Origin of the sequence: Comamonas sp. Tr-654 (assembly GCF_011752915.1) — a bacterium.
GTDB lineage: Bacteria > Pseudomonadota > Gammaproteobacteria > Burkholderiales > Burkholderiaceae_C > Comamonas.
Genome location: NZ_VWWQ01000004.1, coordinates 363,294 through 378,754, shown reverse-complemented (window position 1 = coordinate 378,754; position 15,461 = coordinate 363,294). Strand labels below are relative to the sequence as shown.

Genomic DNA, 15,461 nt, shown 5'->3' with positions numbered 1-15,461 from the left:
TTTTTGCCTTCTACGACGCATCGCCCATCAGGCCGCAGGCAATCAGGCAGCCGGCACCAGCACGCGGGTCAGCTTGTCCGGATTGCGCAGCGTGTAGATGCGCCGGATCAGTCCGTCCTCGACCAGCAGCGTCTGCACCGACTCCACCTGGCCATCCACGCAGCGCACCAGACCCGGCAGGCCGTTGACCCGCGCCAGATGCAGGGTCTGCTCCTGCCCGTCGCGGCGCAGGCGCCGGGCCATGGCGAAGTACAGCAGCGCCAGGCGGCGCCCGGTTTCCAGCACGCGGCCAAAGGATGCCACCTTGCCGCCGCCGTCGCTGATCAGCGCGGCGTCGGGCGCGAAGAGCGCCTGGATCTGCGCCAGATCGCCGCCCCGCGCCGCCTGGGCAAAGCGGCGCAGCAGCTCGGCATGGGCTTGTGCGGGCGCCTCAAAGCGCGGCCGCCCGGCCTTCACATGGGCACGCGCGCGGTGAACCAACTGGCGGCAGGCGGCCTCGCTGCGACCCAGCGCCTGGGCCACTTCGGCGTAGTCGGCATCGAAGACCTCACGCAGCAAAAAGGCCGCGCGCTCCTCGGGCGTCAGTTGCTCCAGCACGAACAGCAGCGCCGTGGAGACATCATGGGCCTGCTCCAGCAGCTCCTCGGCCGAGGGAGCGGCCTCGGTCCAGGGCTGGACCAGCGGCTCGGGCAGCCAGAAACCCGCATAGTGCTCGCGCTCCACACGCAGGCGCCGCAGCCGGTCTATGGCCAGCCGCGTGGCCGTGGTCACCAACCAGGCCTCGGGCTGGGCAATGGAGGTGCGCTCGCTGTCCTGCCAGCGCAGCCAGACATCCTGCACCAGATCCTCAGCCTCGGCCCGCTGGCCCAGCATGCGATAGGCCAGCCCGAACAGGCGCGGGCGATGGCGCTCGAAATCCTGCAGTCCCGCATCGGCGGGCGGCGCAGTGTGGGAAGTGGGGCTCACGTGAGGTCTCCTGCAAATAGGCCGGGCCAGCCACCCAGTGTGTCAGGCACCAAGCCTTAGACGCAGAAGTCGCAGCTTTTGTGACAACGCGCCAAGCTTAAAACCGGCGCGCCCCAAGCTAGAGACACCGAGGAAGGGCCGCCCCGCACCGAAGGTGTCGTCCCGGCGCAGCCGCTCAGGGGGGACCTCAATACCCCACCGCGCACCCATCCTTGCGCGGATCGGAGCCCGCGATGTAGTGCTCGCCGTCGCGCAGCACCAGCTGGGCGCCGCCAAAGGCGAACACGCCGTGGCCGGTCTCGACGCTGACCTCATGGCCGCGTGCGCGCAGTTGCTCAACCACGGCGGCATCGAAGGATGGTTCCACGGCCACGCCCTTGCCGCCGGTCACGCGCCAGCGCGGTGCATCGGCCGCAGCCTGCGGGTTCTGGCCGTAGCGCAGCACGCGCAGCGCCATCTGCAGATGGCCCTGGCTCTGCATCGGGCCGCCCATGACGCCGAACGCCATTTGCGGCGTGCCGTCGGCATGCATGGCAAAGGCCGGAATGATAGTGTGCGAGGGGCGCTTGCGCGGGCCGACCTGGTTGGCATGTCCGGCCTCGGTGGTAAAGCCGTGGCCGCGGTTCTGCAGGCTGATGCCCGTGCCCGGCACGACCACGCCCGAGCCGAAGCCCATGTAGTTGGACTGGATGAAGGAGACCATCATGCCGCTGGCATCGGCCGCCGCCAGGTAGACCGTGCCGCCGGGCCGGGGCGCGCCGCAGCGAGGGTCGCTCGCCTTTTCGCGATCGATCAGCTGCGCGCGTTCGCGCAGGTAGTCGCGGTCCAGCAACTGCACTGGGGTGACGCGCATATGGTCAAGGTCAGCGTTGTACTGGTGCAGGTCGGCAAAGGCCAGCTTCATGGCCTCGATCTGCAGGTGCACGCTGTCCACGCCGTCCAGCGGCTGCGATCCGATCGGCTCGCCACCCGCACCCAACTCGTCGAGCATGCCCAGCGCCATCAGCGCCGCAATGCCCTGGCCGTTGGGCGGAATCTCATGGATCACCGAATCGCCGAACTTCTGCGACACCGTGCCCACCCAATCGGCCTGGTGCGCGGCCAGGTCTTGCTCGCTCATCACGCCGCCACAGGCGCGCGCATGCTCGACCATCTTTCTGGCCAGCGCGCCACGGTAGAAGGACTCGCCCATGGTTTCGGCAATCTCCTCGAGCGTGCGCGCATGGGCTTCGCTCCTGAATACCTCACCGGCCCGGGGTGCGCGGCCGCCTGGCAGAAAGCACTCGGCAAAGCCTGGCTGGTCGCCCAGTTTCTTGCCGCCCAGCTCCCACAGCGTGGCAATCGTGGGCGAGACCGCGAAACCGTTGCGCGCATAGGCTATGGCGGGCTGGGCCACCTGCGCAAAGGGCAGCTTGCCGAAACGCTTGGACAGCGCCACCCAGGCCGACACGGCACCTGGTACGGTCACGGCATTCCAGCCCTTCTCGGGTATGCCGCCGAGCTGGGCAAAGTAGTCGGGCGTCCAACCCGCAGGCGAGCGCCCCGAGGCGTTGAGGCCGTGCAGCTCCTTGCCGTCCCAGACGATGGCAAAGCCGTCACTGCCGATGCCGCAGCCCGTGGGTTCGACCACGGTGAGCGTCATCGCCGCGGCCAGCGCCGCGTCCACGGCGTTGCCGCCGGCCAGCAGCATGGACAGGCCGGCCTGCGCGGCCAGCGGCTGCGAAGTGCTGACCACATTGCGCCCCAGCACAGGCGAGCGGTTCGAGGCATAGGGAAGCGTCCAGTCCTTGACGAGGTTGGTCATATCTAAGTCCGATCAGTGATTCATGGGCGCCGCGCATAAGGCTGGCACCTCCAACGGCGCACGCCGAGCAAGGGTCGCCCTGCAGCGATGGCGTGCTCCCCCTCCCGCGCAGCGAGAGAAGACGCCCAGTCAGGGGGAAGGCGCGGGACCGCCCAGGCGAAGCGACTCAGGGGGTGTTTTATTCCAAAGTGATGTGGTTGTCCCTGATGACCTTGGCCCAGCGCGCGCTGTCGGCCTGCACCATGGCGGAGAACTGTCCTGGCGTCTGCGGCTTGGCGGGCTCCACGCCCTGCTTGGCCAGGCTGGCGATCACCTCGGGATTCTGGATGGCGCGGTTGAAGGCCTGGTTGATCCGGCCGACCAGCTCGGGCTTCATGCCGGCCGGGCCATAGACACCGAACCAGGTGACCGAGGAATAGCCTGGCAGGCCCGATTCGGCCACCGTGGGCAGATTCGGAGCCAGCGTGCTGCGCCTGTCGCCGGTCACGGCCAGGGCACGCAGGCGGCCGCTGGCCACATGGGGCATGCCCGTGGGAATGGAGTCGAACAGCAGATGCACCTGGCCTGCCGCCAGATCGGTGATCGATTGCGCGGTGCCCTTGTAGGGCACATGGGCGAGCTGTATGCCGGCCTGCGCAGCAAAGGCAGCGGTGTTCAGGTGCACGATGGTGCCGTTGCCGCTGGTGGCATAGTTGAGCTTGCCAGGATTGGCCTTGGCATAGGCAATCAGCTCCTGCACGCTCTTGACCGGCAGCGAGGGCGTGACCAGCAGTACGCTGGCCGCGTCCGCCGTGTGCGCGATGGGACTGAAGTCCTTGTCCGCCTTGTAGGCCAGCCTGGGCATCAGATGCGGCGAGATCGCATGTGTGCTGCTGGTGGTGAACAGCAGCGTGTAGCCGTCGGCCGCCGCCTTGGCGGCCTCGGCCGTGCCTATGGTGCCGCCGGCGCCGGGCCGGTTGTCGATGACCAGTTGCTGGCCCAGCTCCTGCGATACGCGCTGCGCGATCACACGTGCCACCAGATCGGTCGCGCCGCTGGCCGGAAACGGCACGATCACCCGCACCGGTCGGCTGGGCCAGGCGGCCTCGCCCTGGGCCAGTGCCGGCAAGGCCAGCAGGCCGCCGGCCACCGCCGCTGCGGCATGGAGCCACTGGCGGCGCGTCGTTGAAACAGTAAACCGTGCCCGCATGGCAACTCCCGGTGAAATGGCAGCTTGTTCGAAAGGGGGCGCCGCTGCCCGGCAACCATCGAACGGGACATCTTAGAAAGCCGAGGCATTTGCCGCTATCGGCAAATTTGCAAGCCGTCATTGCCAAAACAGCAAACCAAGCACAATGGGGGTTTGCTTTCACCGACTGCCATGCCCGAGTCCCGCCATTTGCTGCTCCAAGACACCGCATTGCGCTACTTCCACGAAGTCGCGCAATGCGGCTCGCTGACCGAGGCTTCGGCAAGGCTGCATGTGGCGGCCTCGGCCATCAGCCGCCAGATTGCAGCATTGGAGGCGCGCCTGGGCACGCCGCTGTTCGAGCGCCGCCCGCGCGGCATGGTGCTCAACGCTGCCGGCGAGATCCTGGCAGATCATGCGCGCCGTGCGGGGCTGGACGCGGAGCGCGCGCTGGACGAGATCAAGGCCTTGCAGGGCCTGCGCAGCGGCAAGGTGCGTATCGCCAGCTCCGACGCCTTCGCCAGCGAATTCCTGCCGCGCCTGTGCGCGGCCTTCCAGCGCCAGCACAGCGGTATCGTCTTCGAGGTGACGGTGCTTCCCACGCACGAAGTTCCCGGTGCCGTGCGCACCGGCATGGCCGATATAGGCCTGTGTTTCAGCCGGGCCCCCGAGCCCGGTATCGCCGTCGCCTGCCGCGTGGCCGCGCCCGTGCTGGCGCTGGTGGCATCCGGCCATGAACTGGCGCAGGAGCGCAGCGTGGCACTGGCCAGGCTGGTGCGCTATCCGCTGGCACTGACGCCGCCCAGCACGGCCGTGCGCCAGCTGCTGGACGCAGCCTGCAGCCGCCAGGGGCTGATGCTGGCACCGGCCCTGGAGAGCAATCACGGCAAGACGCTGCTGAACTTTGCGGCCCAGGGCACGGCGGTTGCCGTGGCCAGCGAAATCGCCGCCCGCGACATGGTGGCCACAGGGGCGCTCGTAGCCGTGCCGCTCAGCGACCGCGGCATGGATCTGCGCGATATTGAGGTGCAGACCCTGGCCGGCCGCACGCTGCCGCATGCGGCGCAGTCCTTTCTGGAGCTTTTGCAGCTGCGCCTGCCCGCAGCCTGGTGACACGGCAACCGCTCGCGCCGGCTCAATCCGCCTTGGGGCGCAGTACCAGCCAGAGCGACAGCGCAATCAGCCCGCCCCCCATGGCATGTGCGATGGTCAGGGACTCATCGAGCAGGGCCCAGCCCCAGAGCACGGCAAACACGGGCACGATGAAGGTCACGGTCAGCGCCTTCTGCGGCCCCTCGTCGGCAATCAGCCTGAAGTACAGCACATAGGCCAGAGCCGTGCTCAACAGGCCCAGCAGCGCCACATTGCCCCATGCCAGCAGCGGCGCGGCCTGCAGCCTGGCCAGCATGCCGGGCTCCAGCGCGATGTCGATGAGCAGCGCCGGTATCAGCACCATCAGCGCGCCGAGCTGGCTGATGAAAACGGCAGCGCGCGTGTCCACGGACGCATTGGCGCCCGCAATCCTGAGGGTCAGATAGCTGGAAAACGCATAGCAGACGGTGGCCACAAAACAGGCCGCCATGCCGCCCAGCACGGCGCTGCCGAGATCCAGTGGCCCGGCCTGGGCCAGCACCGCCACGCCGCCAATCCCCAGCAGCACTGCAGCCACGCGCGCGGGCGTGATCGCCTCGGCAAACACCAGCGCTCCCACCACCGTGGCCACCAGCGGCGTGGTGGCATTGAAGATCGCGCTATAGCCCGATGGCAGCACCTGGGCTGCCAGCGCGTACATGAGAAAGGGGATGCCGGAATTGATGACGCCCAGCCCCAGCAAGGGCCACAGATGGCACCCGATCCTGGGCCGGTAGCCCATGGCAAACAGCGCCGCGCCAAGGCCCAGCGCCGAAAACAGGCCGCGCCCCACGGCAGTGGGCACGGCCCCGAGATGGGGCACGGCCACGCGCATGAATAAAAAACTGCCGCCCCAGAGGGCGGCCAGTGTCATGAGTCGGATCAGGCTGGCTACAGACATACAGGGCATTGTGCACAGCCCCGGCCTTCACGCCTGTCACAACTGCCGAATGCCAGGATCAGTGAATCTGCACCAGCACATCGTCCAGCGTGGCACCGGCCTCTTCGGGCACTGGGCGCGTCAGCTGCGGCACCTTGTAGATGCTGGCATCGGCATGGATCAGTCCAATGTCATAGCGCTGGCCGGCCAGATAATCGCCCACCGACTCCAGCACGATAGGGCTGCGGTGCAGATGCTCGGTGGCCCGCAGCTCGTCGAGAGAGAGCCAGACGCTGCGCACGATGCCGTCGTCCAGATGGCGCTGGGCATGGTGCATGCCCAGATCGCCCGTGAAGGCAAAGCGCAGATAGGTGATGTCCGATCCCGTGCGCGTGCGCACAAAACGGTTCATGTAGATGCCGACCAGGGCCGTGGGCGTGAAGCTGTAGGCCGTCTCTTCCATGACTTCGCGCACACAGGCATCGACAGGGCTTTCGGAAGGGTCCAGATGACCGGCCGGCGTGTTCAGACGCAGTCCATCCGCCGTTTGTTCTTCCACCAGCAAAAAACGGCCATCGCGTTCGATGATGGCCGAGACAGTCACATTGGGTTTCCAGCGATTGGGCATGGCGGGCATTATCCTTGTCCCAACCCGACGATGTGTCAGATAAATCCCACCATATAGAGCGCTCCTTCGCCGTAACTGTCCAAATGTTGTTGTTGCGCAGCATTTGTCACGGATTCGACCACATAGCCTTGACGCTCCCAGTAAAGCCGTGAGCCCTGCACCGAAACCAGTGCCGTGCGCTGCACGCCGCGTGCTCTGGCCTGCGCCTTCAGGGCCTGCACCATGCGCCGCGCCAGGCCCTGGCCGGCTGCAGCCTCGGACACGGCCATATCGTGCAGATAGAGCACGCTGGCGTCGTCATATTCGGCAAAGTCGCCGTTGAGCGGCGTGATGGCCCCGGGGCGCGACCAGTAGGCCGCCAGATAGGCCACCAGCTCACCCCCTTGCTCGGCCGCCCAGGAACAATGCCCGGCCGTCTGCAAGCGGCGCACAAACACCTCGCGCGGCTCGGCAAAGTCCGCACCATAGCAATGCTCCTGAATACGCAGCAGGGCATCCACATCGTCCGCTCCCAACGCGCGCAGCTGGATTGGCATCAACTCCGGCATCAAAAACTCTCAAATCAATAGCTACCAACGCTTATCCGAAAAGGGCTGGTTGCCGATTTCAATCAAAATCCGGCACATAGCTTAGCAAGCCATTCATCCCGCAGTAGTCTGTAGGCGCTATCGCAATGGTAATGATTCTCAATTGGAAACTCGGCGCCATCCTCCCTACCATTCATTCATCGCACAGGGAGAAACAGATGACACGCTTGATCAAGACATTGCGCCAGAACCAGCTCACGCTGACCAAGACCGCCAGCTATTACGTGATTCACATCACCGTGGCCGCCTGCGTCGCCTATGCCGTGACCGGCAATCTGATTGCCTCGCTGACGCTGAGCCTGCTGGAGCCCACGGTCCAGGCCTTTGCCTTCTTCTTCCATGAAAAAGTCTGGGAGCGCCGCCTGAAGAAGCGTGAGCAACAAGTGCTTAATGGACAAGCGCTGAGCGCCTGAGAGCCGCCTATGAACACCGACCATCCTGCCACTTTTGGGCAATGGCTGCTGCGCTCCCTGGCCACGCTGGGCGACTGCAACGGTCATCTCCAAGATCTGTAGAAATCTTGTGAACAAGCCTTGTGATAAACCGTTGATAGATATCAAATACCCCAGGCCTTGTCTGATTTTTTGATCATGAACGCCTGAAAACCATCCAGGACCGGCTCTCCAACACCAGCGGTGTCTGTGGATAAGTTATGAGAAACATGCCAGTTCGACCTCGCGCCCATGGGTTTGCGGCTATTTGCCAAACCAGGCCCAAGGCCAACAATGGTCGGGAATTCAAGGAGTTCCCATGCAGCTTGCAGACCGCCAGACATCCGCAGACCTCTCCCGCCACGACGAACAATGGCTGAGCGCCCACTGGATGCCGTTCACCGGCAACCGCAACTTCAAGGCCAGGCCCCGCATCATCACCGGCGCACAGGGCGCCTACTACAGTGATGCCGAAGGCCGGCGCATTTTCGACGGTCTCTCGGGCCTGTGGTGCTCGGGTCTGGGCCATGGCCGCCGCGAGATCGCCGAGGCCATTGGACAGGCCGCGCTGCAGCTCGATTACGCTCCCGCCTTCCAGTTCGGCCACCCGGCTTCGTTCGCGCTTGCCAACCGCATCGTGGCACTGATGCCCCAGGGGCTTGAGCATGTGTTCTTCACCGGTTCGGGCTCGGAAGCCGCCGACACCTCGCTGAAGATGGCGCGCGCCTACTGGCGTGCCAGGGGCCAGGGTTCCAAGACCCGGCTGATCGGGCGTGAGAAGGGCTATCACGGCGTGAACTTTGGCGGCATCTCGGTAGGCGGCATGGGGGGCAACCGCAAGATGTTCGGCCAAGGGATCGAAGCCGACCATCTGCCGCACACCCAGCCACCAGCAGGTTCGTTCTTCAAGGGCCAACCCCAGACCGATGGTCGCGCCCTGGCAGACCGGCTGCTCGATCTGATCGCCCTGCATGACGCCAGCAATATCGCCGCCGTGATCGTGGAGCCCATGTCGGGCTCGGGCGGGGTGGTGATTCCTCCCGCCGGCTATCTGCAGCGTTTGCGCGAAATCTGCACCCAGCACGACATCCTGCTGATCTTCGACGAGGTCATCACGGGCTTTGGCCGCCTCGGAGCGATGACGGCGGCCGAGGCCTTTGGCGTGACGCCGGACATCATGAATATCGCCAAGCAGGTCAGCAATGGCGCCCAGCCGCTGGGAGCCTGCGTGGTCTCGCCCGCCATCTATGAGCAGTTCATGGCGGCAGGAGGGCCTCAGTACATGCTGGAATTTGCCCACGGCTATACCTATTCGGCCCATCCCGTAGCCTGCGCGGCAGGCATTGCGGCACTGGATCTGCTGGAGCGGGAGGACGGCCCGGGCCGCGTGCGCGCGCTGGCCCCCTTCTTCGAGCAGGCCGTGCACAGTCTCAAGGGCGCCAGACATGTGCTGGACATCCGCAATATCGGCCTGGCAGCGGGCCTCACGATCGCCCCCCTGCCCGGCGAGCCCGCCAGACGCCCTTACGAGATCGCCATGAAATGCTGGGAGGCCGGCTTTTATGTGCGCTACGGCGGCGACACGATTCAGCTGGCGCCGCCCTTTATCAGCGAGCAGGCTGAGATCGAGCGGCTGATCAACGCACTGGGCGCTGCGCTGCAGGCCACCGATTGAACTATTAAATCAATAGCTTCAATCGCTTACCCAGTAAACGATTGAAGCACTTTCATCCTAATTCAGGAAAACTGTGCTGCCAGGGCTTCGAATTCGGCGACCGGCACCTCCTCCGCACGGCGCTGCAGATCGAACTCGCCGGCAAAGCCCTTGGCTTCCAGCCACTTGCCCAGCGTGTTGCGCAAGATCTTGCGGCGCTGGCTGAAAGCGACCTGCACCATCTCTTCCAGCAGCTTGGGATCAAGATCCGCAGGCTGCTCGCGCGGAATCATGCGCACCACGGCACTGTCCACCTTGGGAGGCGGATTGAAGCTGCCCGGCGGCACGAACAGCACATCTTCCATGGCGTAGCGCCACTGCAGCATCACCGACAGGCGGCCGTAGGCCGAGGTGCCGGCATCGGCCACCATGCGGTCGATGACTTCCTTTTGCAGCATGAAATGCTGGTCCTGCACCACATCCACCTGCTCCAGCAGATGAAAAAGAATGGGGCTGGAGATGTTGTAGGGCAGATTGCCGACCACGCGCAGCTTGGCCACGCCCAGTCGCGCAGCCAGCGCGCGGAAGTCCACCTTGAGCACATCGGACTCGACCACATCGAGATCGTCGCGCAGACGCAGACGGGCCGCCAGATCGCGGTCCAGCTCGATCACGGTGAGCTTGCCCAGGCGCTCGACCAGGGGCTGGGACAGCGCCATCAGGCCGGGGCCGATCTCGACCATGGGTTCGCCCGCCTTGGGATCGATGGCCTGGACGATGTTGTCGATGATGGCGCCGTCGGTCAGGAAGTTCTGGCCGAAGCGCTTGCGGGGAATATGTTTCATGAATGCGAAAGCGGTGCCAGGGCACCGCTTGGAATGGGGGAGCTCCGATGCCCGGTGCGCAATGATGACACTACCGGGCGCTCAAGCGGATTGAATGGGCTTATTGGGGTGGCTCGCGGTATTCCACGAAGGCCTTTCCGCGCAGCTCCTTGAGCCAGGTTTCGTAGTCCTGCTCGGCCTTGCGCTCGCGCACCACGTTGCGCACCATTTCACGCTGTTCGCGTTCGGTGAGCTTTTCCTGGCGACGCTCGATCAGCTGAATCAGGTGCACGCCGAAACGCGACACCACGGGGTTGCTGATCTGGCCGGGCTGGAGGCTGTCGAGCACGCGCTCGAACTCGGGCACGAACTGGCCCGGCGAGGACCAGCCCAGATCACCGCCATTGCGGGCGCTACCGTCCTTGGAGAACTCCTGAGCCAGTTGCTGGAAAGTGGCCTGACCGGCTTCCACGCGACGCTTGTAGTCCTCCAGACGCTTGGCCGCCTGCGCTTCGGTCATGCCCTCACCCACGGTCAGCAGGATATGGCGGGCGTGATTCTGTGTGATATACACGGGCGCACCGGACTGGGACTTCTCCAGCACCTTGAGCACGTGGAAACCGGCACCCGAGCGGAACGGACCGACGATGGCGCCGACCGCGGCATTGCCCACCTGCTGGACGAACAGCTCGGGGTAGTCGCTCATGGCGCGCATGCCCATGGCGCCGCCGCCCTGGCCATTGGGCACATCCGAGAACTCGCGCACGGCAGCGATGAAGTCGGGATTCTTGCGCGCCGCTTCTGCGGCCTGCTTGGCCTTGGCCTCGCGCTCCGCCACTACGGCAGGGCTGGCGTTTTCAGGCACGGTGATCAGGATATGGCCGAGATTGGCCGCAGCACCCGCAGCCGCCTCGCCGGGGCGCTTCTGCTCCTTGAGATAGCGGTCGATATCGGCTTCCGTGACCTTGACGCGGCCGTCCACGTCACGCTCGCGCACGCGCTGCATCAGCATCTGACTGCGGATTTCCGCACGGAACTGCGCTTCGGAAATACCTTCTGCCTTCAGGCGCGACAGCAGACCGGCCTTGTCGGTACTGTTCTGGCGAGCCACATTGGCCACGGCCTGATCCACGGCCAGGTTGTCGACATTGATGCCCGTGTCCTTGGCTTCCTGCAACTGCACGCGCTCGACAATCAGGCGCTCCAGCACCTGTCGGGCCAGCTCGCTCTGGGACGGAAGCTGGCCGCCCTGCTCGGTCACGTTCTGCGCCACGCGTGCCATGCGCGCACGCACCTCATTGTTGGTGATGGGCTCGGAATTGACCACGGCCACGATGTAGTCGGCCGAGCGAACTCCCTGCGCGGCTGCCGGAGCCTGGCGTCCCGAGGGCTGTGCCGTGGCCTCCAATGCGCGCGAGATGGAGGAGTCATTGCCGGCCTTGGCCTTGCTGCCGGGGCTCTTTAGACCCTGGGCCTGCACACCGGCAGCCATTACAGCCAGTGCTACGGCAACAGCACATGCATTGGATGTCTTGGAGAAAAAACGCATGAAAAAAGCCTTGATTAATCGTAATTGGTAAAGCGGCTGGGCGGAGTCACCGCCTCACGCAAATATTGGTAGCGCGGCACATTCTGCTTGAGACTGGAGGTGGGGTCGGCACCAAAGCTCAGGCGCGAGAAGCCCACGAACTCCATCTGGAACAGCAGACGCAGATTGGACTGGATGACCGAGCTTTGCAGACGCTCCAGCACCACGCGGCCAATCCAGCAGCAACCGTCGTATTCGAAGCCGATCACGGTATCGACCAGCTTGCGATCCTTGATGGAGTAGTTGAGACGACCCACCGCATACCAGCGGCCGCCGCCCTGACCGCGGCCGGCGCCCAGCTCCTTGCCCTTGTCACCCCAGAGGTCGTTGATGGGCCATTGCCAGCCTACATCGACCAGCTTGCTGGCGTCGGCACGGGCCACCGTGTCGTATTGGGTGCGATAACCGATGTTGAAAGTGCGATAGTTGCTGGGACTGTAGCGGGCCGTTGCCGTGGTACGCACCGTACGGTTCAAGTCCTGATTGTATTGAGTGGTGGCTTCAGTGGACCATTTGTCGGTCCAGTGAACGGCTGCCCCCAGCAAGATATCGGAAAAGCGGCTGGTGGCGGCCACCTCTCCGGGCAGCAGCACGCGCTGGTCGGAAAGGCGCACACGCTGGGCCACGGCGAACTTGAGCTTCTCGGCACCGCTTTCGGGGTCGATGAAGCGCGAAGTGGCACCCAGGGTCACCAGATGGTTGTCGGCAATACGGTCCTGACCGACATAGTCGTTCTCGGAAAAAATACTCGCGAAGTTGAAGTCGCTGCGCCCCGTGTCATAGAGCGGCAGCATGCTCTGGTCGCGATAAGGCGTATAGGTATAGAAGGCCCGGGGCTCGAAGGTCTGCAGCAGGTTCTTGCCGAACCACGAGGTGTCGCGCTCGAAGATCAGGCCGCTGTCCAGACTGAAGGTGGGCAGAGTACGGTTGGCGCTCTTACTGCCGTTGCTCATCAGCTGATCGGTCTGGTACATGGCCGTATGCAGCATCAGCTTGGGCGTGATGAAGGCCCCGGGCGACAGGAATGGCCGGCTCAGCTGCGCCTGCACATAGCTGCGCTGGCCGTTGTTGCCCACCTGCCCCGTGATGGGGCGAATCAGCTCGAAACGCGTGGTGTCGGCCACCACCGAGAAGTCCAGCCCATGCGGCAGATCCGCCGGCGTGTAGCGGTACTGCAGCTGCGGCACCATGCTGTAGGGCGGCGCAATCGGCGAAGTCACATCCTGCTGCACCTGATAGCGCAGCACATTGAGGCTCAGCACCCCATCGCCCTTGGCCCAGCTCAGGTTGGCCGTGCTGGGCAGCAGGCGCTGGCGCAACGCCACGGGCGCCAAGCGGAAGTCGCGCCAGTAGTCACCGTCGCTGACGCGGTTCAGGTTGAGGTTCAGCCCCAAACCGCCAATAGGCGTATCGAAGTTCGCACGATGCTGCCAGGAATAGCCCCAGCGATCCCGGCTGCGCAGATTGTCGCCCGGCATGTAGCTGGCATAGGTCTCGCCCGAGTAGAGGGGCTCCAGATAGCGGAACTGTCCCGTCAGGTTCACTCCGCGCTTGGTCATCAGCGTGGGCGTGATGGTCATATCGCGGTTGGGGGCGATATTCCAGTAGTAAGGCTGCGAATACTCGATGCCGCCGAGCTTGTCCATGCCTATCATGGGTGGCAGCAGACCCGATTTGCGCTTGTCCGAGAGCGGAAAGCTCATGCGCGGCACGGGCAGGACGGTCACCCCCTTGAACTTCAGGGATGCGCCCTCGGCCACGCCCACCTCTTCGGCCATGTCCAGATGAATGGTCTTAGCCTCCAGCACCCAGGCCGGCTCCCAGCTGGCCTCATCATCGCGCTGGCAGGTGGTGTAGGTGGCGTCATGGACCACCGAGCGGCTCTTGTCGATGAAATCCACGCGCGACGACTCGCCATGGCCGCCGGTGGCCAGAAAGCGATAGTTGGCATTGTCGAACTGGCCCTTGAAGGCATCCATCTGCAAATCCAGCGCTGTGCCCTCGTAGACATTACCGGCCTGGTTGATATGCACCGAGCCCACGGCGTTGATCCTGTCGTCCGGAACCGCGTAGTCCAGCTTGTCCGCACGGATCATGGTGTCGCCACGGCGCAGCTCAGCCTCGCCATGGACCGAAGCCTTGATATCGGGCTGTCCGGAGAGGCTGTCACCCTTGATATAGATGGGCTGCTGGTCGCGCACCTCCTGCGGGTAGCTTTCTTGCAACAGACTGCTGGACTTGAGCTCCAGTGCGGGCAACTCGCCCGCAACGCTGGAGGAGGACGATCCGCTCGTTTCGGCAGACTGGGCATGGACCTGCATGCCAGCACCCGCCCATGCCAGTGCCACAGCCCATGCCAGAGGACGAATCACCGGCCGGGCGGTTCCCGCCCGCATCGGACGGGCAGAGCGGACAGGTAGGAAATCTCGCGGATGGGATGGGGATTGCACGATGATCTTGAACGTCAAAAGCGCGCGTGCCCGGGCACACGTCAACAGAAAACCGAGAGCCTAGCACCACTGTCCACAGATGCGGCGGCATCGGTTTGTAAAATCCGATTATCCATGACCGCTCCTATCACCCCCACAGTTGGCGTTGCCTGGGCAGATTCTGCCCGCCACGCCGCATTCGACGCCTGGCTGGCACCGCTGGCTGAAAAGCACCAGCTGCTTCCCGCAACCCTGCGCCCCGCGTCGGCCGATGCCAGCTTTCGCCGCTATCTGCGCCTGGGTCGCAGCGATGGCAGCAGCCTGATCGTCATGGACGCGCCGCCCGACAAGGAAGATTGCGCGCCTTTTGCCAAGGTTCAGGGCCTGATGAGCCAGGCCGGCCTGTGCGTGCCGCAGATTCTGGACTGGGACGCCGGCCATGGATTCATGCTGCTGAGCGATCTGGGCGGCCAGACCGTCATCGAAGCTCTGAACCCCGAAAAACCCCAGGATGCCGAAGCCTGGTACCGCTCCGCCGTCGAGGTCCTGCTGGACTGGCAGCTGGCCTCCAAGGCCGGCAATGCCGGGGCCTTGCCGCTCTATGACGAAGCCCTGCTGCGCCGCGAGCTACAGCTGTTTCCCGACTGGTACATCGCCAAGCACCGTCAGTTCACGCTGGACGACAAGCAGCAGGCCCTGCTCAGCAAGACCTTCGATCAGATCGTCGCCCACAATCTGCAGGCTCCCTGCGTCTATGTGCACCGTGACTTCATGATGCGCAACCTGATGCAGCCTGTGGTCAATGGCGCTCCCCTGGGCGTGCTGGATTTTCAGGATGCCGTCTACGGCCCCATCACCTATGACATCGCCAGCCTGCTGCGCGATGCCTTCATCAGCTGGGAAGAAGACTTCATCATCGACATCACCATTCGTTACTGGGAAAAGGCCCGCAAGGCCGGCCTGGTGGGTGCCAACAGCGCCAGCGGCTGGGGTGATGACTTCGGCGAGTTCTACCGTGGGGTTGAATGGATGGGTCTGCAGCGCCACCTCAAGGTTGCGGGTATCTTTGCGCGCCTGACGCTGCGCGACGGCAAGCCCAAATACCTGGCCGATGCGCCACGCTTCATCCACTACATCCGCTCCACTTGCAACCGCTACCGCGCGTTGGGCCCGTTCCTCAAATTGATCGACGAAATCGAGGGTATCCAGACGCAGGTCGGTTACGCCTACGGAAGGATGTAAAGCCCCCCTGAGCGGCTTTGCCGCTTCCCCCCTCTCTCGCCTTGCTTCGCAATGCGGGAGGGGGACGACGCCCTCGCTGCGGGGCGGTGGGGCCACCTAGGCCCTTGCTTGGCGTCCCTGAGGTGATTC

Annotated in this window: 13 protein-coding genes; 4 read left to right on the top strand and 9 right to left on the bottom strand. The window is 64.5% G+C overall.

Translation table 11 applies throughout. The features are described 5' to 3' along the window. Positions 1–42: 42 nt before the first annotated feature. From F3J24_RS14985 to F3J24_RS14975, 3 genes are all read right to left on the bottom strand, one after another. The gene (locus F3J24_RS14985; RefSeq protein WP_167007833.1) at positions 43–966 is read right to left on the bottom strand and encodes an RNA polymerase sigma-70 factor; all 924 of its coding nucleotides are present in this window, start codon (positions 964–966) and stop codon (positions 43–45) included. Between the two features lie 187 nt (positions 967–1,153). Continuing rightward, complete coding sequence (locus tag F3J24_RS14980; RefSeq protein ID WP_167007830.1) at positions 1,154–2,770, bottom strand: gamma-glutamyltransferase family protein; 1,617 nt, start codon at positions 2,768–2,770, stop codon at positions 1,154–1,156. 178 nt (positions 2,771–2,948) lie between these two features. Then, positions 2,949–3,959, bottom strand: coding sequence for a tripartite tricarboxylate transporter substrate binding protein (locus F3J24_RS14975; RefSeq protein ID WP_167007827.1), 1,011 nt, complete (start codon positions 3,957–3,959; stop codon positions 2,949–2,951). Positions 3,960–4,130: 171 nt separating this feature from the next. Here F3J24_RS14975 and F3J24_RS14970 point away from each other — a divergent pair, with 171 nt between their 5' ends. Further along, a complete protein-coding gene (locus F3J24_RS14970; protein WP_167007824.1) occupies positions 4,131–5,051 on the top strand; it encodes a LysR family transcriptional regulator in 921 nt (306 codons plus the stop codon). A gap of 22 nt (positions 5,052–5,073) precedes the next feature. Here F3J24_RS14970 and F3J24_RS14965 read toward each other — a convergent pair whose 3' ends face one another. From F3J24_RS14965 to F3J24_RS14955, 3 genes are read right to left on the bottom strand one after another with little or no spacing between them, the layout of a single operon-like run. Next, positions 5,074–5,970: a DMT family transporter gene (locus F3J24_RS14965; protein ID WP_167007821.1), complete on the bottom strand. Its 897-nt coding sequence runs from the start codon at positions 5,968–5,970 to the stop codon at positions 5,074–5,076. A gap of 58 nt (positions 5,971–6,028) precedes the next feature. Then, positions 6,029–6,586, bottom strand: a complete 558-nt coding sequence (locus tag F3J24_RS14960; RefSeq protein ID WP_059440011.1) for an NUDIX hydrolase — start codon at positions 6,584–6,586, stop codon at positions 6,029–6,031. Positions 6,587–6,612: 26 nt separating this feature from the next. Beyond that, complete coding sequence (locus F3J24_RS14955; protein WP_167007818.1) at positions 6,613–7,125, bottom strand: GNAT family N-acetyltransferase; 513 nt, start codon at positions 7,123–7,125, stop codon at positions 6,613–6,615. Between the two features lie 197 nt (positions 7,126–7,322). Here F3J24_RS14955 and F3J24_RS14950 point away from each other — a divergent pair, with 197 nt between their 5' ends. Next, the gene (locus tag F3J24_RS14950) at positions 7,323–7,577 is read left to right on the top strand and encodes a DUF2061 domain-containing protein (protein WP_167007815.1); all 255 of its coding nucleotides are present in this window, start codon (positions 7,323–7,325) and stop codon (positions 7,575–7,577) included. A 337-nt stretch (positions 7,578–7,914) separates the two neighbouring features. Continuing rightward, on the top strand, positions 7,915–9,270 hold the full coding sequence (locus F3J24_RS14945; RefSeq protein WP_167007812.1) for an aspartate aminotransferase family protein: 1,356 nt from the start codon (positions 7,915–7,917) through the stop codon (positions 9,268–9,270). Between the two features lie 62 nt (positions 9,271–9,332). Here F3J24_RS14945 and rsmA read toward each other — a convergent pair whose 3' ends face one another. The 3 genes from rsmA to F3J24_RS14930 all read right to left on the bottom strand — a co-directional run bounded on the left by rsmA (position 9,333) and on the right by F3J24_RS14930 (position 14,057). Then, complete coding sequence (gene rsmA, locus F3J24_RS14940; protein WP_167007810.1) at positions 9,333–10,094, bottom strand: 16S rRNA (adenine(1518)-N(6)/adenine(1519)-N(6))-dimethyltransferase RsmA; 762 nt, start codon at positions 10,092–10,094, stop codon at positions 9,333–9,335. Positions 10,095–10,194: 100 nt separating this feature from the next. Beyond that, entirely contained in the window at positions 10,195–11,622 is a 1,428-nt protein-coding gene (locus F3J24_RS14935) for a peptidylprolyl isomerase (RefSeq protein WP_167007807.1), read from the bottom strand. 14 nt (positions 11,623–11,636) lie between these two features. Further along, positions 11,637–14,057 (bottom strand): LPS-assembly protein LptD, encoded by a 2,421-nt coding sequence (locus F3J24_RS14930; RefSeq protein WP_205244788.1) that lies wholly within the window; start codon positions 14,055–14,057, stop codon positions 11,637–11,639. Positions 14,058–14,225: 168 nt separating this feature from the next. Here F3J24_RS14930 and F3J24_RS14925 point away from each other — a divergent pair, with 168 nt between their 5' ends. Further along, positions 14,226–15,332 carry an aminoglycoside phosphotransferase family protein gene (locus F3J24_RS14925; RefSeq protein WP_167007804.1) on the top strand — a complete coding sequence of 369 codons (1,107 nt, stop codon included), beginning with the start codon at positions 14,226–14,228 and terminating at the stop codon, positions 15,330–15,332. The last annotated feature ends 129 nt before the right edge of the window (positions 15,333–15,461 follow it).